This is a genomic window from Phaeovulum vinaykumarii, assembly GCF_900156695.1.
Classification (GTDB): Bacteria; Pseudomonadota; Alphaproteobacteria; order Rhodobacterales; family Rhodobacteraceae; genus Bieblia_A; species Bieblia_A vinaykumarii.
The window spans coordinates 71,164-94,819 of record NZ_FTOM01000002.1 but is presented as its reverse complement, the minus strand read 5'-3'; the positions used below and the strand labels follow the sequence as shown (position 1 = coordinate 94,819).

At 70.0% G+C, this 23,656-nt stretch carries 22 protein-coding genes and 1 riboswitch; of the genes, 15 read left to right on the top strand and 7 right to left on the bottom strand.

Features of this window, described 5'->3' with window-relative positions:
• Positions 1-9 precede the first annotated feature (9 nt).
• The gene (locus BW949_RS04740) at positions 10-930 is read right to left on the bottom strand and encodes a DUF58 domain-containing protein (RefSeq protein WP_076363809.1); all 921 of its coding nucleotides are present in this window, start codon (positions 928-930) and stop codon (positions 10-12) included.
• The gene (locus BW949_RS04735; protein ID WP_076363808.1) at positions 927-1,931 is read right to left on the bottom strand and encodes an AAA family ATPase; all 1,005 of its coding nucleotides are present in this window, start codon (positions 1,929-1,931) and stop codon (positions 927-929) included. The genes BW949_RS04740 and BW949_RS04735 overlap by 4 nt, the downstream gene beginning before the upstream one ends.
• A 71-nt stretch (positions 1,932-2,002) precedes the next feature.
• Here BW949_RS04735 and BW949_RS04730 point away from each other — a divergent pair, with 71 nt between their 5' ends.
• A complete protein-coding gene (locus tag BW949_RS04730) occupies positions 2,003-2,599 on the top strand; it encodes a DUF1285 domain-containing protein (RefSeq protein WP_076363807.1) in 597 nt (198 codons plus the stop codon).
• Between the two features lie 4 nt (positions 2,600-2,603).
• Positions 2,604-3,485, top strand: coding sequence for a DMT family transporter (locus BW949_RS04725; protein ID WP_076363806.1), 882 nt, complete (start codon positions 2,604-2,606; stop codon positions 3,483-3,485).
• 34 nt (positions 3,486-3,519) lie between these two features.
• Here the strand turns inward: BW949_RS04725 and aroC are convergent, their stop codons facing one another.
• Positions 3,520-4,632, bottom strand: coding sequence for a chorismate synthase (gene aroC, locus BW949_RS04720; RefSeq protein WP_076363805.1), 1,113 nt, complete (start codon positions 4,630-4,632; stop codon positions 3,520-3,522).
• 114 nt (positions 4,633-4,746) lie between these two features.
• Positions 4,747-4,855, top strand: a riboswitch (TPP riboswitch).
• 43 nt (positions 4,856-4,898) lie between these two features.
• Here aroC and thiB point away from each other — a divergent pair.
• The 4 genes from thiB to BW949_RS04700 all read left to right on the top strand — a co-directional run bounded on the left by thiB (position 4,899) and on the right by BW949_RS04700 (position 9,852).
• Complete coding sequence (thiB, locus tag BW949_RS04715; RefSeq protein WP_076363804.1) at positions 4,899-5,882, top strand: thiamine ABC transporter substrate binding subunit; 984 nt, start codon at positions 4,899-4,901, stop codon at positions 5,880-5,882.
• Positions 5,858-7,408: an ABC transporter permease subunit gene (locus BW949_RS04710; protein WP_076363803.1), complete on the top strand. Its 1,551-nt coding sequence runs from the start codon at positions 5,858-5,860 to the stop codon at positions 7,406-7,408. The genes thiB and BW949_RS04710 overlap by 25 nt, the downstream gene beginning before the upstream one ends.
• Positions 7,395-8,096, top strand: coding sequence for a thiamine ABC transporter ATP-binding protein (locus BW949_RS04705; RefSeq protein WP_076363802.1), 702 nt, complete (start codon positions 7,395-7,397; stop codon positions 8,094-8,096). Before BW949_RS04710 ends, BW949_RS04705 begins: the two co-directional genes overlap by 14 nt.
• A gap of 61 nt (positions 8,097-8,157) precedes the next feature.
• On the top strand, positions 8,158-9,852 hold the full coding sequence (locus tag BW949_RS04700; protein ID WP_076363801.1) for an AMP-binding protein: 1,695 nt from the start codon (positions 8,158-8,160) through the stop codon (positions 9,850-9,852).
• Between the two features lie 24 nt (positions 9,853-9,876).
• On the opposite strand, the gene nagA is transcribed toward BW949_RS04700, so the two are convergent.
• Together nagA and BW949_RS04690 are read right to left on the bottom strand one after the other, a co-directional pair.
• Entirely contained in the window at positions 9,877-10,995 is a 1,119-nt protein-coding gene (nagA, locus tag BW949_RS04695) for an N-acetylglucosamine-6-phosphate deacetylase (protein ID WP_076363800.1), read from the bottom strand.
• Positions 10,995-11,825 carry a glucosamine kinase nucleotide-binding domain-containing protein gene (locus BW949_RS04690; RefSeq protein WP_076363799.1) on the bottom strand — a complete coding sequence of 277 codons (831 nt, stop codon included), beginning with the start codon at positions 11,823-11,825 and terminating at the stop codon, positions 10,995-10,997. The genes nagA and BW949_RS04690 overlap by 1 nt, the downstream gene beginning before the upstream one ends.
• 256 nt (positions 11,826-12,081) lie before the next feature.
• Between BW949_RS04690 and galU the strand changes: the two genes are divergently transcribed.
• From galU to BW949_RS04660, 6 genes are all read left to right on the top strand, one after another.
• Complete coding sequence (galU, locus tag BW949_RS04685; RefSeq protein ID WP_076363798.1) at positions 12,082-12,975, top strand: UTP--glucose-1-phosphate uridylyltransferase GalU; 894 nt, start codon at positions 12,082-12,084, stop codon at positions 12,973-12,975.
• 3 nt (positions 12,976-12,978) lie between these two features.
• The gene (gene galE, locus BW949_RS04680) at positions 12,979-13,962 is read left to right on the top strand and encodes a UDP-glucose 4-epimerase GalE (RefSeq protein ID WP_076363797.1); all 984 of its coding nucleotides are present in this window, start codon (positions 12,979-12,981) and stop codon (positions 13,960-13,962) included.
• Positions 13,963-14,004: 42 nt separating this feature from the next.
• Positions 14,005-15,051 (top strand): glycosyltransferase family 2 protein, encoded by a 1,047-nt coding sequence (locus BW949_RS04675; RefSeq protein WP_076364775.1) that lies wholly within the window; start codon positions 14,005-14,007, stop codon positions 15,049-15,051.
• 184 nt (positions 15,052-15,235) lie between these two features.
• Positions 15,236-16,246 carry a glycosyltransferase family 2 protein gene (locus BW949_RS04670; RefSeq protein ID WP_076363796.1) on the top strand — a complete coding sequence of 337 codons (1,011 nt, stop codon included), beginning with the start codon at positions 15,236-15,238 and terminating at the stop codon, positions 16,244-16,246.
• 10 nt (positions 16,247-16,256) lie between these two features.
• Positions 16,257-17,954, top strand: a complete 1,698-nt coding sequence (locus BW949_RS04665) for a DUF5927 domain-containing protein (RefSeq protein ID WP_076363795.1) — start codon at positions 16,257-16,259, stop codon at positions 17,952-17,954.
• Between the two features lie 7 nt (positions 17,955-17,961).
• A complete protein-coding gene (locus BW949_RS04660; protein ID WP_076363794.1) occupies positions 17,962-19,386 on the top strand; it encodes a nodulation protein NodH in 1,425 nt (474 codons plus the stop codon).
• Here BW949_RS04660 and BW949_RS04655 read toward each other — a convergent pair.
• On the bottom strand, positions 19,329-20,894 hold the full coding sequence (locus tag BW949_RS04655) for a Na/Pi cotransporter family protein (RefSeq protein ID WP_159440045.1): 1,566 nt from the start codon (positions 20,892-20,894) through the stop codon (positions 19,329-19,331). The two genes, BW949_RS04660 and BW949_RS04655, sit on opposite strands and share 58 nt — an antisense overlap.
• A 133-nt stretch (positions 20,895-21,027) precedes the next feature.
• Between BW949_RS04655 and BW949_RS04650 the strand changes: the two genes are divergently transcribed.
• The 3 genes from BW949_RS04650 to rlmH all read left to right on the top strand — a co-directional run bounded on the left by BW949_RS04650 (position 21,028) and on the right by rlmH (position 23,029).
• Positions 21,028-21,972, top strand: coding sequence for a DMT family transporter (locus BW949_RS04650; protein ID WP_076363792.1), 945 nt, complete (start codon positions 21,028-21,030; stop codon positions 21,970-21,972).
• Positions 21,973-22,157: 185 nt separating this feature from the next.
• Positions 22,158-22,559 (top strand): ribosome silencing factor, encoded by a 402-nt coding sequence (rsfS, locus tag BW949_RS04645; RefSeq protein WP_076363791.1) that lies wholly within the window; start codon positions 22,158-22,160, stop codon positions 22,557-22,559.
• Positions 22,559-23,029 (top strand): 23S rRNA (pseudouridine(1915)-N(3))-methyltransferase RlmH, encoded by a 471-nt coding sequence (gene rlmH, locus BW949_RS04640; protein WP_076363790.1) that lies wholly within the window; start codon positions 22,559-22,561, stop codon positions 23,027-23,029. The genes rsfS and rlmH overlap by 1 nt, the downstream gene beginning before the upstream one ends.
• 237 nt (positions 23,030-23,266) lie before the next feature.
• On the opposite strand, the gene alaE is transcribed toward rlmH, so the two are convergent.
• Entirely contained in the window at positions 23,267-23,590 is a 324-nt protein-coding gene (gene alaE / locus BW949_RS04635; RefSeq protein WP_235816233.1) for an L-alanine exporter AlaE, read from the bottom strand.
• Positions 23,591-23,656 lie beyond the last annotated feature (66 nt).

Below are 23,656 nucleotides of genomic sequence, written 5' to 3'. Positions count from 1 at the left end.
GGCGCGCGCTCATCCGCGCCCCTCGGGCCGCGGCGCCGACAGCGCCATCTGCGCCCACAGAAGGGCCGCCGCCGGGGGCTGGCCCAGGTGATGCGTGCCAAAGACCCAGCCCGCCCCGCGCGCCGCCCGGTCAAGCTGCGCCCGCCGCTCGGCCAGCCGCGCGCGATAGGCCACGGCCAGCTCGGCGGCCTCCTGGGTCTCGCGCCGGCGGGTGGCGGCGGGGCTTTCGAAGATCATCCGGCCGGTGAAGGGAAAGGCCTCCTCGGCGGGGTCGAGCACCTGCAACAGCACCCCGCGCACCCCCGAAGCGGCGGCGCGCGCAAGGAACGCATCGACCGGCGCGGGATCGCCCAGGAAATCCGACACCGCCAGCGCGCGGCCATTGGCGGGCAGGTCAAACCCCGCGGGCGCGCCGAATTCCGGCGGGTCGTCCGCCGCCCCCTCCCCCGCCGCGGCCTCGAGGTGAAGCGCCAGATCGCCGCCCGCGGCATGCCCCCGGCGCAGGGGCGCGCCCGCGATCCCCGCCGCCTCGCCCGCGCGCAGGGCCAGAAGCGCCAGCGCCAGCGCCAGCAGACGCGCACGCGCGGCCTTGCCATGCAGCGCCATCGACGCCGAGCCATCGACCCAGAGCAGGAGCGATTGCGCGACCTCGGCCTCGCGCTCGCGCACGAAGGGGGTGTCGGCGCGCGCCGAGCGGCGCCAGTCGATCATCCGCGCGGTGTCGCCGGCCTGCGCGGGGCGGTATTGCCAGAAGGCCTCGCCCGCGCCGGCACGACGGCGGCCATGCGCGCCCATCTGCACCAGCCCCGCCAGATGATCGGCGGAAAGCAGCAGCGCCGAGGCCCGCGCGCCCAGATCCTCGGCGCCCGCCCGCAGACCGGCCGCCCGACCGGGCAGGTGGGCGTCAGGCAGGGCGCGCGCCGGGCTCATGCGGCGACATCCGTGCCGGGCAGCGCCTGCGCCAGCACCGCCTCGATCACGCCCGAAAGCGTCTCGCCGCGGGCGCGGGCGGCAAAGCCCATCGCCATGCGGTGGCTGAGAACGGGCCGCGCCAGCGCCGCCACATCCTCGGGGCCGGGGACCAGCGCCCCGCGCAAAAGCGCGCGCGCCCGCACCCCCAGCATCAAGGCCTGGGCGGCGCGCGGCCCCGGCCCCCAGGCCAGCGCCTCGGCGGCGGGGGCGGCCTCGGGGGTGCCGGGGCGGCAGGCGCGCACCACGTCGAGAATGGCCTCGAGAACACCCTCGCCCACCGGCATCGCCCGCACCAGCCGTTGCGCGGCCACCAGATCGGGGGCGGCAAAGACCGCCGGCGCGGCGCGGGTCTCGACCCCGGTCGTGGCCAGCAGGATCTCGCGCTCGGCGGCGCGCTCGGGATAGTCCACGTCGATCTGGAGAAGGAAGCGGTCCAGCTGGGCCTCGGGCAGGGGATAGGTGCCCTCCTGCTCGATCGGGTTCTGGGTGGCCAGAACGTGGAAGGGCGGACCCAGCGGGCGGTGCACCCCCGCCACGGTCACCTCGCGCTCGGCCATCGCCTGGAGAAGCGCCGATTGCGTGCGCGGGCTGGCGCGGTTGATCTCGTCGGCCATCAGAAGCTGACAGAAGACCGGCCCCGGCACGAAACGGAAGGCGCGGGTGCCGTCGGCGGCGGTTTCCAGCACCTCTGACCCCAGGATGTCGGCGGGCATCAGGTCGGGGGTGAACTGGATGCGCCCGGCATCAAGCCCCATCACCCGGGACAGCGTGTCGACCAGCAGCGTCTTGCCCAGCCCCGGCAGGCCGACCAGCAGCGCATGCCCCCCCGACAGAAGCGCGGTCAGCACCAGCTCGACCACGCGTTCCTGGCCGATGAAGCGCTGGTCGATGGCGACACGCGCCGCGGCCAGCTTCTCGGCCAGCGCCTCGATTTCCTCGATCGGAGCCGATGCGGCCATGACAAGCGTCCTTTCGTGGCTGTAAGCTTCTCTTCGTGATACAGGCCCCGAGCGGGGCGCGCCAAGCCCCCATGACCCCGACCAGCGGAGCACAAGCGAACGTGACCCCCTCGACGAACGCCCCCAGCCCCGACAGCCTTGCGCAGACGGCCGCCCGGTTCAAGGGACCGGCCCCGGTGCATCTGTGGAACCCGCCCTTCTGCGGCGACATCGACATGGAGATCCGCGCCGACGGCACCTGGTTCTATCAGGGCACCCCGATCGGGCGGGCGCCCCTGGTGCGGCTGTTCGGCTCGATCCTCAAGCGCGAGGGCGACCGCTATTTCCTGGTCACCCCGCACGAGAAGGTGGGCATCCGCGTCGAGGATGCGCCCTTCGTCGCCGTCGATGCCGAGGCCGGGCCCGCGGGGCTGACCTTCACCACCAACCTGGGCGAGGAGGTTCTGGCCGGGCCCGAGCATCCGCTGCGCCTGGCCGGCACCGATGCGGCGCCGCGGCCCTATGTCATGGTGCGCGCGGGTCTCGAGGCGCTGATCGACCGCAAGACCTTCTACCGGCTGGTCGAGATCGCCGAACCCGAAGACGTGGACGGCCGGCAGATGCTGGGGCTGCGCTCAGGCGGGGCGTTCTTCCCGCTGATCGCCATGCAGGCGCTGGCGGAGCGTTGAGCACATGAGCGAGCCGCGCAGCTTCGACGCAAAGGCCGTCCTGATGGGGCTGACCTTCGCCTTCATCTGGTCGTCGGCCTTCACCTCGGCGCGCATGATCGTGGCCGATGCGCCCCCGCTGCTGGCCTCGGCGGCGCGCTTTGCCATTGCCGGCGGTCTGGGCGTGCTGATCGCGCTGGCGCTGGGCCAGAGCTTCCGGCTGACGCGCGCGCAATGGCGCGTGGTGCTGGTCTTCGGGCTGTGCCAGAACGCGCTCTATCTGGGGCTGAACTTCACCGCCATGCAATGGATCGAGGCCTCGGCCGCGGCGATCATCGCCTCGGGGATGCCGCTGGTCGTGGCGCTGCTGGGCTGGCTGGTGCATGGCGAGCGCATCCGCCCGCTGGGGGTGATCGGGCTGATTGCCGGCATGGCGGGGGGCGTTCTCATCATGGGCGCGCGGCTTCAGGGCGGCAGCGATCCGCTGGGGATCGTGCTGTGCCTGATCGCGGTGCTGGCGCTGGCCATCGCCACGCTGACCGTGCGCGCCACCGGCGGCGGCAACGTGATGATGGTGGTGGGCTTGCAGATGTTCGTGGGCGCGGCGATCCTGGGCGTCGTCTCGGCCATCTTCGAGCCCCATGCCGTGCACTGGACCCCGCGCCTGATCGCGGCCTTCACCTATACGACGATCGTGCCGGGGCTGTTTGCCACCTGGCTGTGGTTCCGGCTGGTGGCGCGGATCGGGGCGCTCAAGGCCTCGACCTTCCACTTCCTCAACCCCTTCTTCGGCGTCGCGGTGGCGGCGGTCTTCCTGGGCGAGGCGGTGCGGCCGATGGACATGCTGGGCGTGGCGATCATCGCCGCGGGGATCCTGGCGGTGCAGATGGCGCGGATGCGCGCCTGAACCCGCCGGGACCGCGCGGACGGGCGCCGCGCGGTCAGCCCTGCGGGCCGATCCGGCCGCGCTGGCCGCCGGTCTGGCCGCGATCCAGAAGCAGGTGGTCCAGCAGCACGCAGGCCATCATCGCCTCGGCCACGGGCACGGCGCGGATGCCCACGCAGGGGTCATGCCGGCCCTTGGTGACCACATCGACCGGGTTGCCTTCGATGTCGATCGAACGGCGCGGCGTCAGGATCGACGAGGTCGGCTTGACCGCGAAGCGAACCACGACCTCCTGCCCCGTCGAGATGCCGCCCAGGATGCCGCCGGCGTGGTTGGACAGGAATTCCGGGCCGGTCTCGCCCATGCGGATCTCGTCGGCGTTCTGGGTGCCGGTCAGTTCCGCCGCGGCCATCCCGGCGCCGATCTCGACGCCCTTGACCGCGTTGATCGACATCATCGCGGCGGCAAGGTCGGTGTCGAGCTTGGCATAGATCGGCGCGCCCAGACCGGCGGGCACGCCACGCGCCACCACCTCGACCACGGCGCCGACGGAATCGTGGGCATCGCTGCGCAGGCGGCGCAGATATTCGGTCCATTCCGCCACCACGCCGGCATCGGGCACGAAGAAATCGTTGCGCGCGATCTCGTCGGCGTCGAAGCGGCTGCGGTCGATGGTCTTGGCGCCCATCTGCACCATGTAGCCCAGGATCTCGAGATCGGGCAGAAGCGCGGACAGCGCCGCCCGCGCCACGCCCCCCGCCGCCACCCGCGCCGCGGTCTCACGCGCGCTGGACCGGCCGCCGCCGCGCGGATCGCGCAGCCCGTATTTCAGGTGATAGGCCAGATCGGCGTGACCCGGGCGGAAGGTCCGCGCGATCTCGGAATAATCGCGGCTGCGCTGGTCGGTGTTCTCGATCATCAACTGGATCGGCGTGCCGGTGGTGCGCCCCTCGTAGACCCCCGACAGGATGCGCACGCGGTCGGGCTCCTGACGCTGGGTGGTCATGGCGTTGAGCCCCGGCCGGCGGCGGTCGAGGAAGGGCTGGATCAGGCTTTCGTCCAGCGCGATGCCGGGCGGGCAGCCGTCGACCGTGGCGCCAAGAGCGGGCCCGTGGCTTTCGCCCCAGGTGGTGACGCGGAACAGATGTCCGAAGGTGTTGAAGCTCATGGCGCCCTCCCGTTTCAATCTCCGCTTAGCCGCCCGGCGCCCCGCGCTCAAGTCCCGCGCAGCTGCGCCGGGCGCACGATTTCGCTTGAAGCACCCGCGCCGGGCCTTATTGTCGCAGCCACCTCGGGGTGCCCCGGATGGGGGCTGAGATGCAGGCGCGGCCTGCGAACCCGTCGAACCTGAACCGGTTAGCACCGGCGGAGGGAAGGGAACGGGTCCATGCGGCCCCCTGCCTCGCTCCGCCCGGAAGCCAAGGAGTGAGAGACATGAAAACACCTCTGATGCTTGCGGGCCTTCTGATCGCCACCTCTGCCGTGGCCGATGAAACGCCTGTCTTCACCGTCTATGCGCCCGATTACTTTGCCTCGGACTGGGGGCCGGGTCCGGCCATCGAGGCGGGCTTCGAGAAGACCTGCGGCTGCGATCTGCGCTTCGTGACGGGCGATCTGCTGCCCCGGCTGATGCTGGAAGGCGCAACCACCGAAGCCGATGCGGTGATCGGGCTCAACACGGATGTGACCGCGCGCGCACGCGCCACCGGCCTTTTTGCGCCGCATGGGCAGGATACCTCGGCGCTGACGCTGCCGATCGCCTGGAGCGACGACATTTTCCTGCCCTTCAACTGGGGCGAGACCGCCTTTGTCTATGACGAGACGCGGCTGGCGAACCCGCCGAAAAGCTTTGCCGAACTGCTGGAGGCGCCCGACGATCTGAAGATCGTGATCCAGGATCCGCGGTCGTCGATCTCGGGGCTGGCGCTGCTGCTGTGGGTCAAGGCGGTCTATGGCGACGAGGCCCCCGCCGCCTGGGCGAAGCTGGCGCCCAAGGTGCTGACCGTGACCAAGGGCTGGTCGGAATCCTATGGCCTGTTCTCCGAGGGCGAGGCCGACATGGTGATGAGCTACACCACCTCGCCCGCCTATCACATCATCGCCGAGGGCGACACGACCAAGCATGCCGCCATCTTCCCCGAAGGCCATTACTTCATGACCGAGCTGGCGGCGCGGATCGCCACCTCGGACCAGCCCGAGCTGGGCCAAGCCTTCATGGCCTATATCATGTCCGACGATTTCCAGGGCATGATCGCCACCGCCAACTGGTCCTATCCGGCGCGCTTCACCCCCGAGAGCCTGCCCGAGGGCTTTCGCACCCTGCCGCGCCCGGCCCGGACGCTGTTCTATTCCGAGACCGAGGCCGAGGCGCTGCGGCGGCCCGCGCTGGACGAATGGCTGGCGGCCTTCGGCGGCTGAGCGCAGGCCTTCCGGCGGGCCTTGCGGCGGGGGCGCTGGCGCTTCTGGTGCTGGGCACGCTGGGGGCGGTGGCGCGCCAGGCGGGGGGCTTCGGCGGTCTGCGCGGATCGGATCTGGGGGCGCTGCGCTTCACGCTGATGCAGGCGGGGGCCTCGGCGCTGATCTCGGTTGCGCTGGCGGTGCCGCTGGCGCGGGCCATCGCGCGGCGGCGCTGGCCGGGGCGGCAGGCCTTCGTGACCGCGCTGGGGGCGCCTTTCCTGATGCCGGTCATCGTGGCGGTGATGGCGCTGATCGCGGTCTTCGGGCGCTCGGGCGCGCTGAACCGCGGGCTGGACGCGCTGGGCCTGCCCACGCTGTCGATCTATGGGCCGCAGGGCGTGGTTCTGGCGCATGTGTTCCTGAACCTGCCCTTCGCGGCGCGGATGATCCTGCAAGGCTGGGCCACGATCCCGGCCGAGCGCATCCGCCTGGCGCGCAGCCTGGGCTTCGGCCCGGCCGAGATCGCCCGGCATCTGGAACGCCCGATGCTGCGCGCCGTGCTGCCGGGCGCGGTGCTGGCGGTGTTCCTGGTCTGTCTGACCAGTTTCGCCGTGGCGATGACGCTGGGGGGCGGGCCGCGCGCCACCACGCTGGAACTGGCCATCTATCAGGCGTTCCGCTTCGACTTCGACCCCGGCCGCGCGGCCAGTCTGGGGCTGCTTCAGGTGGCGCTGTGCCTTGCCGCGCTGGCCGCGGCGGCGCGGGTGGCCCGCCCCGAGCCCCTGGGCGCCGGCCTCGAGCAGGGCCGCGCGCTGCCCGCGCCGGGCGGCTGGCGGCGGCTGGGCGACGGGCTGGCCATCGCGCTGGCAACGCTGTTCCTGCTGGCGCCGCTGGCGGCGGTGACAGCGCGGGGGCTTGCGGGGCTGGCCGATCTGCCGCCCGGCATCTGGCCTGCCGCGGCGCGCTCGCTGTGGGTGGCGGTGGGCTCGGGGGTGCTGACGCTGGTGCTGGCGCTGCCGCTGGCGCTGGGGGTGGCGCGCGGCGGGCGCGGGCTCGAACTGGCGGGAATGCTGCCGCTCGTGGCCTCGCCGCTGGTGCTGGGGACGGGGCTCTTTCTTCTGCTGCGCCCGCTGGCCGCGCCCGCGGATCTGGCGCTTCCGGTGACGCTTGCGGTCAATGCGGCGCTGTCGGTGCCCTTTGCCTTGCGCATCCTGATCCCGCCCGCGCGCCAGCTGCGCGACGATTACGGGCGGCTGGCTGCGGCGCTGGACCTGCGCGGGCTGGCCCGGCTGCGGCTGCTGGTGCTGCCGCGGCTGGCGCGGCCGCTGGGCTTTGCCGGGGGCGTGGCGGCGGCCTTCTCGATGGGGGATCTGGGGGTGATCGCGCTCTTTGCAGCACCTGACCGCGCGACGCTGCCCTTCTACCTTTATGGGCTGATGGGTTCGTATCGCCTTGACGCCGCGGCGGCGGCGGCCACGCTTCTGGTGGCGCTGACCTTCGCGCTGTTCTGGGCCTTCGATCAGGGGGGACGCCGTGCTTCGGCTTGAGGAGGTGAAGATCCGGCAGGGCGACTGGCAGCTTGCGGCCGATCTGTCGCTGGCACCCGGCGCGCGCATGGCCGTCCTTGGCCCGTCGGGGGCGGGCAAGTCCACGCTGCTGGGAGCCGTGGCGGGCTTCGTGCCGCTGGCCGCGGGCCGCATCCTGTGGGAGGGGCGCGATCTGGCCCCGCTCGAGCCCGGGGCGCGGCCGCTGTCGATCCTGTTCCAGGACCAGAACCTGTTTGCGCATCTGAGCGTGGCGCAGAATCTGGGGCTGGGGATCTCGCCCGCGCTGCGGCTGACACGCGCCGATCACGCGCGCATCGACCGCGCGCTTGAACGCGTGGGCCTGGCCGGGATGGGCGCACGCAAGCCCCATGCGCTGTCGGGCGGGCAGCAGGGGCGGGTGGCGCTGGCGCGGGCGCTGCTGCGGGCGCGGCCGATGCTGCTGCTGGACGAACCCTTCGCGGCGCTGGGCCCTGCGCTCAAGTCCGAGATGCTGGACCTCGTGGCCGAGATCGCAGCCGAGTCCGGATCGCTGGTCCTTCTGGTCACGCATGATCCCGCCGATGCGCTGCGTTTTGCCCCCCACGCCCTGGTCGTGGCCGAGGGCCGGACGCAGGGCCCCTTCGACACCGCGCCGCTGCTGGCCGATCCGCCGCCGGCGCTGGCCGCCTATCTGGGACGCGGGGGCTAGCGGCGGGCCGTCATCTCGCGCAACATGCCGCCCGGAGGAGACAATTCGGGAGGGGGAAACCATGCTGCGCAAGGTGCGGACATGGCAGGAGGCCTGGGCGTTCCGCTGGCAGGTGCCGGAGCATTACAACATGGGCGCGGATGTCTGCGACCGGCTGGCCGCCGAGGCGCCCGACCGGCTGGCGATCATCGACCGGGGCACGGGACAGGGCGCGCGGCACGAATACAGCTTCGGCGATCTGCGCGCCGGGGCCAGCCGGCTGGGCCATGCGCTGGCGCGGCTGGGCGTGGGGCGCAGCTCGGGCGCGCTGCCCGACCGGGTGGGGGTGCTGCTGCCCCAGCGGATCGAGACCGCGCTGGCCCATATCGCCACGATGCGGATGGGCTGCATCTCGATCCCGCTGGCAAGCCTCTTCGGCCCCGAGGCGCTGATCCACCGGCTGACGCATTCAGGCGCGAAAGTGGTCATCACCGATGCCGCCGGGGCGGCGCGGCTGGCACCGCTGCGCGCGCATCTGCCCGACCTGCGGCACGTGATCTCGGTCGATGGGCCAGAGCAGGGGGGACCAGAGGCGGGGGCGCTAGGTCCGGAAGTTCTGGGATTTGCCGAGATCTGCGCCGCCGAATCGGAGGACTTCCCCCCCGTCGACACGCGCGCCGAAGACCCCGCGCTTCTGATCTACACCTCGGGGACGACGGGCAATCCCAAGGGGGCGCTGCACGCGCATCGGGTGTTGCTGGGCCATCTGCCGGGGGTCGAGATCAGCCACGATTTCCTGCCCCAGCCGGGCGACCGCATCTGGACGCCGGCGGATTGGGCCTGGATCGGCGGGCTGATGGATGTGCTGATGCCTGCGCTCCATCATGGCGTGCCGGTCGTGGCCTGCCGCCTGCCGCGGTTCACCGCCCGCGCCGCGGCCGATCTGATCCGCACTGAGGGGGTGCGCAACGTCTTCCTGCCGCCGACCGCGCTCAAGATCATGCGCGCCGAGGGCGGGATCGGGCGGCTGGATCTGCGCTCGGTCGCCTCGGGCGGCGAGACGCTGGGCGCCGAGCTGATCGCCTGGGGTCAGGAGGTCTTCGGCGTCACCATCAACGAATTCTACGGCCAGACCGAATGCAACATGATCGTGTCCTCCTGCGCCGCGCTGGAACCGGCCGTGCCCGGCGTGATGGGGCGCGCCGTGCCCGGCCACCGGGTCGAGGTGATCGACCCGCAGGGCCGCGTTCTGGGCCCCGGCGCGGAAGGCGACATCGCGGTGCTGGCGCCCGATCCGGTGATGTTCCTGGGCTATCTCGACGCGCCCGAGGCCACCGAGGCCAAGTTCGTCACCGGCCCGGACGGGCGCTGGCTGGTCACGGGCGACCGCGGATTGCGCATGGAGGACGGGCGCATCCGCTTCAAGGGGCGCGATGACGACGTGATTTCCTCGGGGGGATACCGGATCGGACCGGGCGAGATCGAGGATTGCCTGATGCGCCACGGGGCGGTGCAGAGCGCGGGCGTGGTGGGCGCGCCCGACCCGATCCGCGGCGAGATCGTCGTGGCCTTTGTCGTGCTGCGCGCGGGCCATGCGCCGGGGCCGGCGCTGGCCGACGAGATCGCCGCGCATGTGCGCACGCAACTGGCCGCGCATGAATATCCCCGCGCGGTGCATTTCGTGGACCACATGCCCATGACCACGACCGGCAAGATCATCCGCGCCGATCTGCGCCGCCGTGCGGTGGAGATGGCCGAAGCCGTCCCGGCGCCCTGAACCGGCGCGCTGAAGGCGGTCGGGTCAGTTCGGTGCGGGGGACGGCACCTCTTCCCCCCCGCGCCAGACGCGCGCAAGGCCCCCCGCCCCGTCCAGAAGCACCAGATCGGCGCGCGCGCCGGGGCGCAGCCGGCCGCGGTCCGCCGCCCCCACCAGATCGGCGGGAATGCGCGTGGCCATCGCCAGCGCGCGTTCCAGTGGCGCGCCCGCCGCCACGATCTGGGCAATGGCGCGCGGCAGGGTCAGATCCGCCCCCGCCAGCGTGCCATCGGCCAGCCGCAGGCTGCCGCCCTGGCGCAGGATCTCGCGCCCGCCCAGGGTGAAGCGCGGGGCATCGGTCCCGGCGGGGGCCATCGCGTCGGTGACAAGATAGAGGTCCGACTCGGCCTTGGCGCGCAGCGCAATGGCAAGGGCGGCGGGGTGGACATGCACCCCGTCGGCAATGATCCCGGCGGCGAAATCGCCGGCCAGCGCCGCCCCGGCCAGACCCGGCGCGCGGTGGGCAAGCGGGCTCATCGCGTTGAAGAGATGGGTGACCATCCGCGCCCCGGCCGCCCGCGCCGCCATCGCCTGATCAAAGCTGCATTCGGCATGGCCAAGGCTGACGCGCACCCCCGCCGCCGTCAGCTGCGCGATCTGATCGGGCGTGACCGCGGTGGGCGCCAGCGTCACCACCAGCGCCGGCAGCGCCCGTGCCGCAGCCGCCAGCGCCGCAAGATCCGGTGGCGCCATCGGCCGGATCAGCGCCGGATCATGTGCCCCGTGGCGGCGCGGATCAAGATGCGGCCCCTCGAGATGCAGCCCCAGAAAGCCCGGCGCGCGCGTCTGCGCCCCGGCCGCGATCACCGCCGCCGTGGCCGCGGGCGTATCGGTGATGAGCGTCGGCAGGATGCCCGTCGCGCCCAGCCCGGCGTGGGTGTCGCACAGCGCGGCCAGCCGTTCGGGCGTGGCATCGCCCCCCACCATCCAGCCGCCGCCGCCGTTCACCTGAAGGTCGATCAGCCCCGGCGCCAGGATCCCCGGCAGAGGCGGGCGCGTGGCCGGACGCAGGGTCACGATCCGGTCGCCATCCAGAACGACCTCGTGATCGTGAAAGCACGACCAGCCGTCGAAGACGGTGCGGGCGGACAGGATCGTGCGCATCATCGCATCAGGAACTCGAGCGCCATCGACAGCGCCCCGTCAAGCGGCGTGCCCTGCGGCGAGACAATCTTCCAGCGCCGCGACAGCCGGCGGGTGAAATAGGGGCCCAGGCCCCCGGTCAACACGACGGGCAGCGTCTCGCCGCGGTTCTGGAGATGGGCGATCGCGGCCTCGATCTCGACCTGGGCGGCATCGAAGAGACGCAGCGCGCAGGGGTCGTCGGGCGCGGTCAGCAGCCGGCGGGCAAGGTTGGCGTAATCGGCCGGCGTGGCGTTGGCGGCCAGGCTGACCAGCCCCGCGCCACCGCCGAATTCGGCCAGAAGCGCCTTTTCCAGAGGCGAGAGCGGCTGGCGCCCGTCAAGACCGCGCAGCGCCCCGGCGCAGAAGGCCCGGCCCATCCAGGCGGCCGATCCCTCGTCGCCCAGGGCAAAGCCCCACCCGCCCAGCGCGCGCAGATCCGCGCCCTCCTGCGCGACATAGACCGCGCCGGTGCCCAGCGCCGCGACGATGCCGTCCGTGTCGGCCAGCGCGCCGCGCGCCGCGGTCAGCGCGTCCCAGACGATGCGGCTGCGCGCAAAGGGCAATTCGCCGAAAGCCCGCACCGCCGAGGGGATATTGGCCCCCGCCAGCCCGAAGACGGCCACGACATCCTCGGGCGGGCGGCCGCCCAGCACGCCGCGCACCGCCGCGGCAACGGCCGAACGCGCGCCCACCGGGTCGGTGGCGATATTGGCCGGCCCGGCCGAGGCTTCGGCCAGCACGCGTCCGGCCGCATCGGCCAGAACCGCCCGACAGCCACTGCCGCCCCCATCGACCCCCAATGCCAGCATTCCCGAGCCTCGTTGCTGCACCTGCACGCGCAGGGCTTCCTTTAGCGTCCCTGCGCGACCAGCGCTATTGTTCACGAAATGCGCGCGGACAAAAGACTTGTGCGAAATCCTGCCGCATCCTGAAACACATGGCGTTTTTCGTGTCACTTTCACATGACGGTTTCCTTTCAACTATAGAGGGGGGCGGATATAGTCGAGGCGGGCGGCGGCGCCGGATCAGGGCGACGTGGCGCAAGACAGTCCGAGGAGAAGAGCAATGCGACGCAAGGTGACCAAAGCCGTCTTTCCGGTGGCCGGGCTGGGAAGCCGATTCCTGCCCGCCACCAAGTCGATTCCCAAGGAAATCATGACCCTGGTCGACCGCCCGCTGATCCAATACGCGATCGACGAGGCCCGCGCCGCCGGCATCAAGGAATTCATCTTCGTCACCTCGCGCGGGAAATCCGCGCTCGAGGATTACTTCGACGACGCCCCCGAGCTGGAAGCCAGCCTGCGCAAGTCCGGCAAGACCGCGCTTCTGGAAACCCTGAAATCCACCAACATGGATTCGGGCGCCATCGCCTATGTGCGGCAGAACCGGCCGATGGGGCTGGGGCACGCGGTCTGGTGCGCGCGCCGGCTGATCGGCAACGAACCCTTTGCCGTGATCCTGACCGATGACGTGATCGCCGCCGACACGCCCTGCCTGCAACAGATGGTCGAGGCCTATCAGGAAACCGGCGGCAACATGGTCGCGGCGATGGAGGTCGCGCCCGAGAAGGCATCGGCCTACGGCATGCTGGACCTTGCCGAGAACATGGGCGCGATGGTGCGCGTGCGTGGCATGGTCGAGAAACCCAAACCCGAGGACGCGCCGTCGAACCTGGCGGTGATCGGGCGCTATATCCTGACCCCCGAGGTCATGCAGAACCTCAACAAGATGAAGCAGGGCGCGGGCGGCGAGATCCAGCTGACCGATGCCATCGCCGAGGAAATCACCGCCGGCAACCCGGTCTATGGCTTCCGTTTCCGCGGACAGCGCTTCGACTGCGGCTCGAAGGCGGGCTTCTTGCAGGCGACGGTGGCCTTCGGCCTGGCCCGCGATGAACTGCGCGACGAATTCCAGAGCTTCCTGGACGATCTGGCGACGATGCAGCGGGCGGCGGAATAAGCCATGCAGCATGTTCTGGTGACGGGCGGTGCGGGCTATATCGGCGCGCATGCCTGCAAGGTGCTGTCGCGCGCAGGCTATCTCCCGGTCACCTATGACAGCCTTGTCACCGGCTGGGAACAGGCGGTGAAATTCGGCCCCTTCGAGAAGGGCGACCTGATGGACCGCGCGCGGCTGGACGCGGTCTTTGCCCGCTGGAAGCCCGTCGCGGTGATGCATTTCGCCGCCCTCAGCCAGGTCGGCGAGGCCATGGCCCAGCCCGGCCGCTACTGGCGCGGGAACGTCTGCGCCTCGCTCAACCTGATCGAGGCGGCGGTGGCGGCGGGCTGTCTTGATTTCGTCTTTTCCTCGACCTGCGCGACCTATGGCGATCAGGATGGCGTGGTGCTGGATGAAGACAGCCCGCAGGCGCCGCTGAACGCCTATGGCGCCAGCAAGCGCGCGATCGAGGACATCTTGCGCGATTTCGAGGCCGCGCATGGGCTGCGCCATGTGATCTTTCGCTATTTCAACGTGGCCGGCGCCGACCCCGACGCCGAGGTCGGCGAGTTCCACCGCCCCGAGACGCATCTGATCCCGCTGGTGCTGGACGCGCTGGACGGCCGCCGGCCGGCGCTGACGCTGCACGGGTCGGATTATCCCACGCCCGACGGCACCTGCATACGCGACTATGTGCATGTCATGGACCTGGCCGAAGCGCATGTGCAGGGCCTTGAATGGCTGCGCGCGGGGCGGGGCTCGCGGGTGTTCTGCCTGGGCACCGGCACGGGCTTTTCGGTGCGCGAGGTGATCGCCGCCGCGCAGGAGGTCACCGGCCGCGCGGTGCCGATGGTCGAGGGGCCGCGCCGGGCTGGCGATGCGGTGCAGCTGGTCTCGGGCTCGGTGCGCGCGCGCCAGGAGCTGGGCTGGAGCCCCACGCGCTCGGACATGAAACAGATGATCGCGGACGCCTGGCGCTGGCATCAGACCGGCCATTATGAATACTGACCCGCAGGGCCGATGCGCCCGGCGGAGACGGTCATGAAGACGATGGACGGGCCGCGCGATCTGCGCGCAGTTCTGAAGATGCGCGATCTGCGCGCGGCGCTGAAGATGCGGCGCAGGCGGCAGCGCCTGTTGTGGCGGGCCCTGCGCGCGCGCCATGCGCTGCACCCGGTCGCGGACCGCACCGCCGCCATCGCCCCCGGTGACATCCTGGCCTTTGCCTGCCTGCGCAACGAAGCCGTGCGGCTGCCGCATTTCCTGGCCCATTACCGGCGGTTGGGCGTGCGCCATTTCCTGGTGGTGGACAACGACAGCACCGACACCACCCGCGCGCTTCTGGCCGATCAGCCCGACGTGTCGCTGTGGCACACCGCGGCGGGTTACAAGGCGGCGCGCTTCGGGCTGGACTGGACCACCTGGCTCCAGATCCGGCACGGGCATGGGCATTGGTGCCTGACGCTCGATGCCGACGAGATCCTGATCTATCCCTATTGGGAAACCCGCCCCCTGCCCGCGCTGACCGAATGGCTGGACGCCGAGGGGCGCCCGTCCTTTGCGGCGATGATGCTGGACCTCTATCCCAGGGGCCCGCTCGAGGCGCAGACCTATTCCCCCGGCGACGATCCCTTTGCGGTGCTGTCATGGTATGACGCGGGAAATTACACGATCGTGCGCCGCGCGCCGATGGACAATCTGTGGATCCAGGGGGGCGTGCGCAGCCGGGTTCTTCTGGATGCGCCGCGCCGCGGCCCCACGCTGACCAAGCTGCCGCTGGTGCGCTGGAACCGGCGCTTCGTCTATGTCAATTCGGCCCACGCCGCGCTGCCGCCGCGGTTGAACCGCGTCTATGACGACCAGGGCGGCGAGGCGCCCTCGGGGCTGTTGCTGCACACCAAGTTCCTGCCGCAGATCGTCCAGCGCTCGGCCGAGGAAAAGGCCCGGCGGCAGCATTTCGCGGATGCCGATGCCTTTGCCGCCTATTACGACCGGCTGATCGCCAGCCCCGACCTGTGGTGCCCGGCCTCGACGCGGCTGGGGGGGTGGCGGTCGCTCGAGGCGCGGGGGCTGATGTCGCGCGGCGGCTGGATCTGATTGTTCTCGGTTAGAAGACATTTGTTTACCACGCCATGGCAAGGTCTTATGGTCGGGCCACGGTGTCCGGGCCGCGCCCGGCCGACGGGTGAAAGGGACATGCCGCGGCCGGAACGCCGCGCGCGGCGGCCCGTCCATCCGCGCAAGGGACGAGACGGCAAACGGCAAGGGATGGGATCGACGCTTGGGCTGGCGGCAGACATATCGGCTTCGGCTGCAACGCAAACGCTATCTGATCCGGGCGTTCCGCAAGCGGCGCGAGATGAAGCCCGTCGTCAACCGCACCGCCCTGATCCGCCCGCGCGACACGCTGGTCTTCGTGACCGCCCGCAACGAACGCGTGCGGCTGCCCTATTTCCTGCGCTATTACCGCGAGATGGGGGTGGATCACTTCCTGTTCGTGGACAATGATTCCGACGACGGCAGCCGCGAATACCTGGCCGAACAGCCCGATGTCTCGGTCTGGAGCACCCGCGCCAGCTACAAGCGCGCGCGCTTCGGCATGGACTGGATGAACTGGCTGCTGCGGCGCTACGGGCGCGGGCATTGGTGCCTGACCGTCGATCCCGACGAATTCTTCATCTATCCGTTCTGCGACACCCGCCCCATCCGCGCGCTGACCGACTGGCTGGAGACCTGCGCCTATCCGTCCTTTCCGGCGATGCTGCTGGACATGTATCCCAAGGGGCCGATCGACGCGCAGCCCTACCACGAGGGCCAGGATCCCTTCGAGATCGCCTGCTGGTTCGATGCGGGCAATTACACCATTTCCAAGAACGGCCTTCACCAGAACCTGTGGATCCAGGGCGGGCCGCGCGCGCGCGTCTTCTTCCCCGACGCGCCTTTCGCGGCGCCCTCGCTCAACAAGATCCCGCTGGTCAAGTGGCGGCGCGGCTATGTCTACATCAGCTCGACCCACATGCTGCTGCCGCGCAAGCTCAACAAGACCTATGACGAATGGGGCGGGGAACGGGCCGCGGGCTGCCTTCTGCATGCCAAATTCCTGTCGCCCCTGTCGGCCAAGGTCTCCGAGGAACTGACCCGGCGCGAGCATTACGCGAATTCGCGCGAATACCGGGCCTATTCGGAGCACTTGTCGGGCCAGCCCGACTTGTGGTGCAAATGGTCCGAACGCTACATCAACTGGCGCCAGCTCGAGATCATCGGGCTGATGTCAAAGGGCAACTGGGCGTAAGAGGGACACCATGCCGGTCGGCTTCGTGATGATGTGCCACACCGCGCTGGACCGCGCCGCGCAGGTTGCCCGCTATTGGGCGCAATCCGACGCGCCCGTGGTCATCCATGTCGATGCCCGCGTGCCCCGCGCGGCCTTCCGGCAGCTTCAGGACGATCTGGCCGACCTGGGCAATGTCAGCTTCTGCCGCCGGTTCAAATGCGACTGGGGCACCTGGTCGCTGGTTGCCGCCGCACAGGCCGGCGCCGAGAAGATGCTCGAACGCCACCCCGAGGTCAGCCATGTCTTCCTGGCCTCGGGCGCATGTCTGCCGCTGCGGCCGGTGGCCGAGCTGAACGCCTATCTCGACCGCCGCCCCTGGACCGACTTCATCGAAAGCGTGACCACCGCGGATGTGGGCTGGACGGTGGGCGGGCTCGATATCGAACGCTTCACCCTGCATTTTCCGTTTTCCTGGAAAAAGCGACGCAAGCTCTTTGACCGCTATGTCAACCTGCAACGCCGGCTGGGGTTGCGCCGCCATATCCCCGACGGGCTGGTGCCGCATCTGGGCAGCCAGTGGTGGTGCCTGACGCGCGCCACGCTCAGCGCGATCCTGACCGACCCCGACCGCCCCGTGCACGACCGCTATTTCCGCCGCGTCTGGATCCCCGATGAAAGCTATTTCCAGACGCTTGTGCGGCTTTACGGCACCTCGATCGAAAGCCGGTCGCTGACGCTGTCGAAGTTCGACTATCAGGGCAAGCCGCATGTGTTCTACGACGATCACCTGCAATTGCTGCGCCGGTCCGATTGCTTCGTGGCGCGCAAGATCTGGCCGCAGGCGGACCGGCTCTACAAGACCTTCCTGGCGCCGCGCGCGCCCAGCCTGGCCCATACCGAGCCCGACCCGACCAAGATCGACCGGCTGTTCTCGAAGGCAGTCGAGCGGCGGCTGAAAGGGCGCGCGGGCCTTTACATGCAAAGCCGTTTCCCCCGCAAGGACCGCGAGAACGGCAAGACCTGTGCGCAATATTCGATATTTCACGGATTTGCGGATATTTTTGAAAATTTCGACAGTTGGCTGTCAAAGCAGGTCACCGCGCGCGTGCATGGCCATATCTTCGGCCCCGAGCGCGTCGAATTCGCCGGCGGCGAGACGCTCTATAACGGCTGCCTGACCGACAGCGTGGCGCTGCGCGACTACAACCCCCGCGCCTTCCTGACCAACATGATCTGGAACGCCCGCGGCGAGCGGCAGTGCTTCATGTTCTCGCCGCGCGACAATCAGGAGTGCAACTGGTTCACCGCCACCGACCCGAACGCCCAGATCTCGGTCATCACCGGCGCCTGGGCGGTGCCGCTGTTCCATTCCGCGCGGCCCTTCCACGAGGTCCGGCGCGAGGCCGCGCGGCTTCAGAAGGTCGAACAGGCGCATCTGGACATCCTGCGGTCGATGTATGTGAAGGCCCGCGTGCGGATCTGGACGATGGCCGATTTCATCGAGAACCCGATGGAGCCCTTGCAGACCATCATCGACGAGCTGAGCCCGCGCACCGCCCGCCGCCTGACCGAGGCGCCGCGGCTGGTGGATCTTACGGGTTTTGGGCAATTCCTGCAAAATCTGAAAAACCAGGGGATGCAGCCCCGCCTGATGGGCGATTTCCCGATGGGCGAAGACCCGCGTCCGGCCACCGGGCGGCGCGGCCGCCCCTATCTTGTCCGATAGGCCCGCAATGACCCGACCCTTTGACAGCTTCGTCGTCTTTGCCGAGATGCGCACCGGCTCGAACCTGTTCGAGGCCTGCCTGAACGCGCTTCCGGGCGTGCACAGCTACGGCGAGGCCTTCAACCCCACCCATCTGGGCGACCCCGACCTGACGCAGCTTCTGGGCGTGTCGCTGGGCCAGCGCCTGTCCGACCCCGCGCTCTTGCTGACCCGCATCCGCGAGGCCGAGGGCCTGACCGGCTTTCGCTATTTCCACGACCACGACCCGCGCATCTTCGACGTGGTGATGAACGACCCGCGCTGCGCCAAGATCGTGCTGACGCGCAACCCGGTCGAATGCTATGTCAGCCTCAAGATCGCCTATAACACCGACCGCTGGCGGCTGACCCATGTGCGCGACCGGCGCGAGTTCAAGTCCCCCTTCAAGCCCGCCGAATTCGAGAAATTCCTGGCGCCGCTTCAGACCTTTCAGGTCAAGCTGATGAACGCGCTCCAGAAATCGGGGCAGACGGCGTTCTACATTGATTACGAGGATCTGCGCGATCTCGACGTTCTGGCGGGGCTGGCGAAATGGCTGGGTGTCGAGGGGCGGCTCGAGGCGCTGCCCACCGGGCTGATCAAGCAAAACCCCGAGGAAATGTCGAAGAAGGTCCGCAACTTCGACGAGATGGAGCGCGCGCTGGCCCGGATCGACTGGGCGAACCTGTCGCGCACCCCCAATTTCGAGCCACGCCGCGGCCCGGCGGTGCCCGGCTTCATCGCCGGGGCAGGCGGGGCGGCGGGCGCGGGGCTTCTCTACATGCCGGTGCGGCCGGGGCCCGAGGCGGGCGTGCGCGCCTGGCTTGAGGCGGCCGAGGAAACCGCCTGCGACTTCACCCAGAAGGAGCTGCGCAAGTGGAAGCGCACCCATCCGGGCCACCGCAGCTTCACCATCGTGCGCCATCCGCTGGACCGCGCCTGGACCGCCTTTTCCCAGGTTCTGGCGCCGGGCCATTATCCCGAGATCCGCGCGCTGTTGAACGACGAATACGATCTGGGTCTGCCCGAGCCCGAGGCGCTGGGGCAGATGTCGCCCGGCGACTGGCATCGCTCATTCCTGGCGTTCCTGAAATTCGCAAAGGCCAATATCGGCGGCCAGACCCCGGTGCGCGTGGACCCGGTCTGGGCCAGCCAGACCGCGGTGATCCAGGGTTTCGGGGACTTCGCGCTGCCCGACATGATCTGCCGCGAGGATCGCCTGGCCGAAGACCTGGCGGCGCTGGCCGCGGCCACCGGGGCGCGCGCCCCCGACACCCCGCCCGTGACCCCGGACCCCGGCCCCGTCACCCTGGCACAGATTGCCGATGCCGATCTGGAACGCGCGGTGCGCGACGCCTATCCACGCGATTTCATGACCTTCGGCTTCGGATCCTGGGCGGCCTCGGCGCCATAGGTCACGATCCGGGCGCAATGGATCGCCGTGCGCTCGAGCCAGCGCGCGGCATCGGTCAGCGCAAAGACATCGGCCGTCCCGATCAACCCGGCATGTTCGCGCAAGAGGACGCCGCGGCGGATGCGCCGCGCGCGCAGGCCCAGCGTGGCCGCCAGATGCCCCAGCCGCCGCGCCAGATCGGGGTCGGCGGGCGTCTGCGCGGCCCGGGCACAGGCCGCCGCCAGCGCCCGCGCAGGCCGCGCCAGCAGCGGATCGCGCGCCGCGCGCGACACACGGTCGGTCTGTTCGGCGCGCCCCACCAGCCGGTGCAGGTGGTCGATCCGGTGCAAAAGCGCTGCGTGGCGGCGCAACGCGCCCGCGTCGCCTTCGGGCAGCGCAATGCGGGTCAGGAAATCGGCCAGATCGTCGATGGCGGGATGCAGCCCCTCGGGCGGCGCATCGGGGCGGGCACGCAGGGCCTCGGACAGATGGCCCAGCGTGATCGCCGCGAACCGCCCCGTCACCCCCATCCCGGCATCGAGCGCGGCATGCGCATCGGCCAGAAGCGCCCGGTCGGGCAGCGGCGGCAGGCTGTCTGCGGCGTCGGGCACAAGACGGATGATGCCGCGCGCAAAGGGCCCCGTCAGCGGCAGCATCAGCAGCACGCCCGCCAGGTTGAAGCTGGTGTGAAACGCCACCAGCGCGGCCAGATCGTCGCCTGTCAGCCCGCGCAGCAGGGCCGTCGCCGGGCCCAGGAGCGCCAGCGCCACCACCCCCGTCACCACGTTATAGGCCACATGCGCCACCGCCGTGCGCCGCATGTCGCGCGAGCCGCCGATGGTGACCAGAAGCGACTTGAAGGTGGTGCCGACATCCATGCCCACCACCATCGCCGCCGCCTGCATCAGGTCGATCGTCCCCCCGCCCAGCAGCACCAGCGCCGTGGCGACACCCGCGCTCGAGCTTTGCACCACCACCGTGAAGGCCATGCCCGCCAGCATCAGCGCCACCCACGAGCCCTGAAACGCGGCCAGAATCCCGGTCATCGCCGGGCGCAGCGCATCGGCGCCCTGTTGCAGGAAGTCAAAGCCCACGAAGACGAGCGAGATCCCCGCCAGCGCCAGCCCCCCGGCCCGCCACCGCCCCGTGCCCAGCGTGCGCATCAGCGCCGCAACGAACACCCCGCCCAGCGCCACAAGGCCCAGGTGCAGCTTCACCCCCACCGCCATGACGATCCAGCCGGTGATCGTGGTGCCGATATTGGCGCCGTAGATGATGCCGATCGCCTGGGGAAAGCTCAGGATGCCGGCCCCCACGAAGCCCACCGCCGTCACCACGACCGCGCTCGAGCTTTGCAGGATCGCGGTCACCCCCGCCCCGGTCAGCGCCCCGCGCAGGGGCGTGGTGGCAAACCGCGCGATCCAGGCGCGGGTCCGTCCCCCCGCCAGCGCGCGCAGCGAATCGGTGGTCATCTGCATGCCCAGGATGAACAGGCCGATACCGCCCAGAATGTCGACAAGCGCGATCATGGCGGCAAGTGTCGCGCCGCCCGCACGCGCCGGCAAGAGGGCTTGCGCCCCCCTCCGCGCGATTGAGCCGGCCGGGGAAATTTGCGACACTCGCGCGCGCGGGATTGCGCAGGGTTGCGCACGGGGTCTCCAGATGACGGGTTCGAATGTCCGCGGCGCGCTCCTGGCGCTTCTGGCGATGGCCATCTATGCCATGCATGACGTGGCCGTGAAGGCCCTGGGCGCGGGCTTTTCGGCGCCGCAGATCATGTTCTTCGCCGCCACCTTCAGCTTTCCACTGGTGATGATCGGCATGGTGCCGATGCGCGGCGAGGCCGGCTTGCGGCCGGTGCATCCGGGCTGGGTGGCCGGACGCGCGGTGGCGGTGGTGCTGAACGGCGTTCTGGCCTTCTATGCCTTTGCCGTGCTGCCGCTGGCGCAGGTCTATGCGTTTCTCTTCACTATGCCGCTCATCATCACCGCGCTGTCGGTCCCGATCCTGGGCGAGCCCGTCGGCCCGCGCCGCTGGATTGCGGTGCTGTGCGGGCTGGTGGGGGTGCTGATCGTGCTGCGCCCCGGCATGGGCGATCTGACGGCGGGGCATCTGGCGGCGCTGGGATCGGCGCTGGCGGGCGCCTTCGGCATGGTCGTGGTGCGCCGCATCGGCGAGACCGAAAGACCCATGGCGCTGCTGGCCATTCCGCTGCTGGCCAATTTCCTGGCGATGGGCGCGGTGCTACCCTTCGTCTACCGGCCGATGGCGCTGCCCGAACTGGGGTTGATGGCGGTGGTGGCAAGCTTCGGGCTGGCGGCGATGTGGCTGTCGATCCTGTCCTATCGCGCGGGCGAGGCCGTGATCGTGGCGCCGATGCAATATTCGCAGATGCTCTGGGCGATCGGTTTCGGGTGGTTCCTGTTCCACGAAACCCCCGATGTCGCCACCCTGATCGGGGCCGGCGTCATTATCGCCTCGGGGGTCTATATCGTCGCGCGCGAGGCCCGCGCCCGCGCCAGCCTGCAACCCGTCCTGAATTCGCGCCTGCGCCCCGAGACCGAGCCGCGCCCGGACCTGCTGCCCCCCGCCGATCCGCCCGGCTGACCCCCGCGGATGGAGGCCGCGGCCGATCGCCCCGGTTTCTTGAGATTTCGTCCGCAAGATGCTAGATTTCCAATCGCCCGGCGCCGGGGCCCTTTCATCGGCGTGCAGCTTGGGAGGACAATGTCCTGTCTCAGTCCAGTAGCGCAGCCGAAACCCGATCTCGGTCGGCTGCCCGAGGAATGCCGATGACCGCGGGTCTTCCGGCATCCGAAAAGGTGACGAGCGACGCGCTCCTCGCCCGTATCCTGACCTCACTCGATGATGACAAGGCCGAGGACGTGGTGACCATTGATCTGCGCGGACGGTCGTCCGTGGCCGATCACATGGTGATCTGCTCGGGCCGGTCGTCGCGCCAGGTCGGGGCCATCGCCGAGAAGCTGATCGACCGGCTCAAGGAAGACTTTGGCCTGATCTGCAAGATCGAGGGCAAGGAACAGGGCGACTGGGTGCTGATCGACGCGGGCGACGTGATCGTCCATGTCTTCCGCCCCGAGGTGCGCGAGTTCTACCAGCTCGAGAAGATGTGGCTGTCGGCGCCCGCCTCCTATGGCGCGGCGGTGACCAAGCCGGGGGCCGGGCACGCCTGATGAAGGTGACGATCTGCGCCGTGGGCCGGATGCGTTCCGGCCCCGAGGCCGATCTCGTGCGCGACTACATCACCCGTTTCGACCGTGCGGGCCGGCCCCTTGGGCTTGGCCCGTTGAGCCTTGTCGAGGTCGAGGACCGCAAGGGCGGCGGCCAGTCGGCCGAGGCCGCGCTTCTGGCGCGGGCGCTGCCGCAGGGCGCGCGCCTGTGCGCGCTCGACGAACGCGGCGAGCGGTTCGATTCGCCGGGCCTTGCCGCGCAGCTGGCGCGTTGGCGCGATGACGGGCGGGGCGATCTGGCCTTCGTCATCGGCGGCGCCGACGGGCTGGCGCCCGATCTGCGTGCGCGCGCCGATGCGATGCTGTCCTTCGGGGCGATGGTCTGGCCGCATATGCTGGCGCGGGTAATGCTGACCGAACAGCTGTATCGCGCGACCCAGATCCTGGCCGGCACGCCCTATCATAGGGCTTGATCGCGGCGCTTGCGCGGCGCGCGCCTGGATCGCAGCCCGGATCTTCGGCGTCGTGATCGCCTGCTTGTGCAAGGGGATCAGCGTGCTCGCCCCCTCCCCGAACCTTGCGCGGGATGGACCTTCCCATGACAGGGGCAGACCGACGAGGGGCTATGCGATCATCCGGGATGGAACAGCGCGCAGGCCGCTTGGACAGGCGTCACGCGCACAACCTGGCGTTGCCAATCCCGCAGGCGGTTACGTGGACGTGACGCGGAACGTCCGTCGCGCCCAATCGACGAATGCTCCGAACGGCCGCGCGAGAATGACCATGAAGACCACTGCGGACCCGATCGCGGACCCCACCTCGGCTGTGTCTGCGCCGGCAACCAACAGCGTTGCCGCATAGACTGGGGCCTGAAACGAGAGGAATGACGCAATGTCCGCCAAGGCCGCACTCCACCGACGTCGTGGCCGGACCCGGCAAAAAAGCCAATCGCGCCACCCTGTATAAGGCCCTCCGGTCAATACCATGATTGGCACCATCAGAAGCCGCGTTGCCAAGACTTGCGAGGGCTCCATCCCTGCAACACCCAATTCGGAAAATGTTGCCACCACGGTGAAAAAACGATGGTGGCAAGAGTGTCG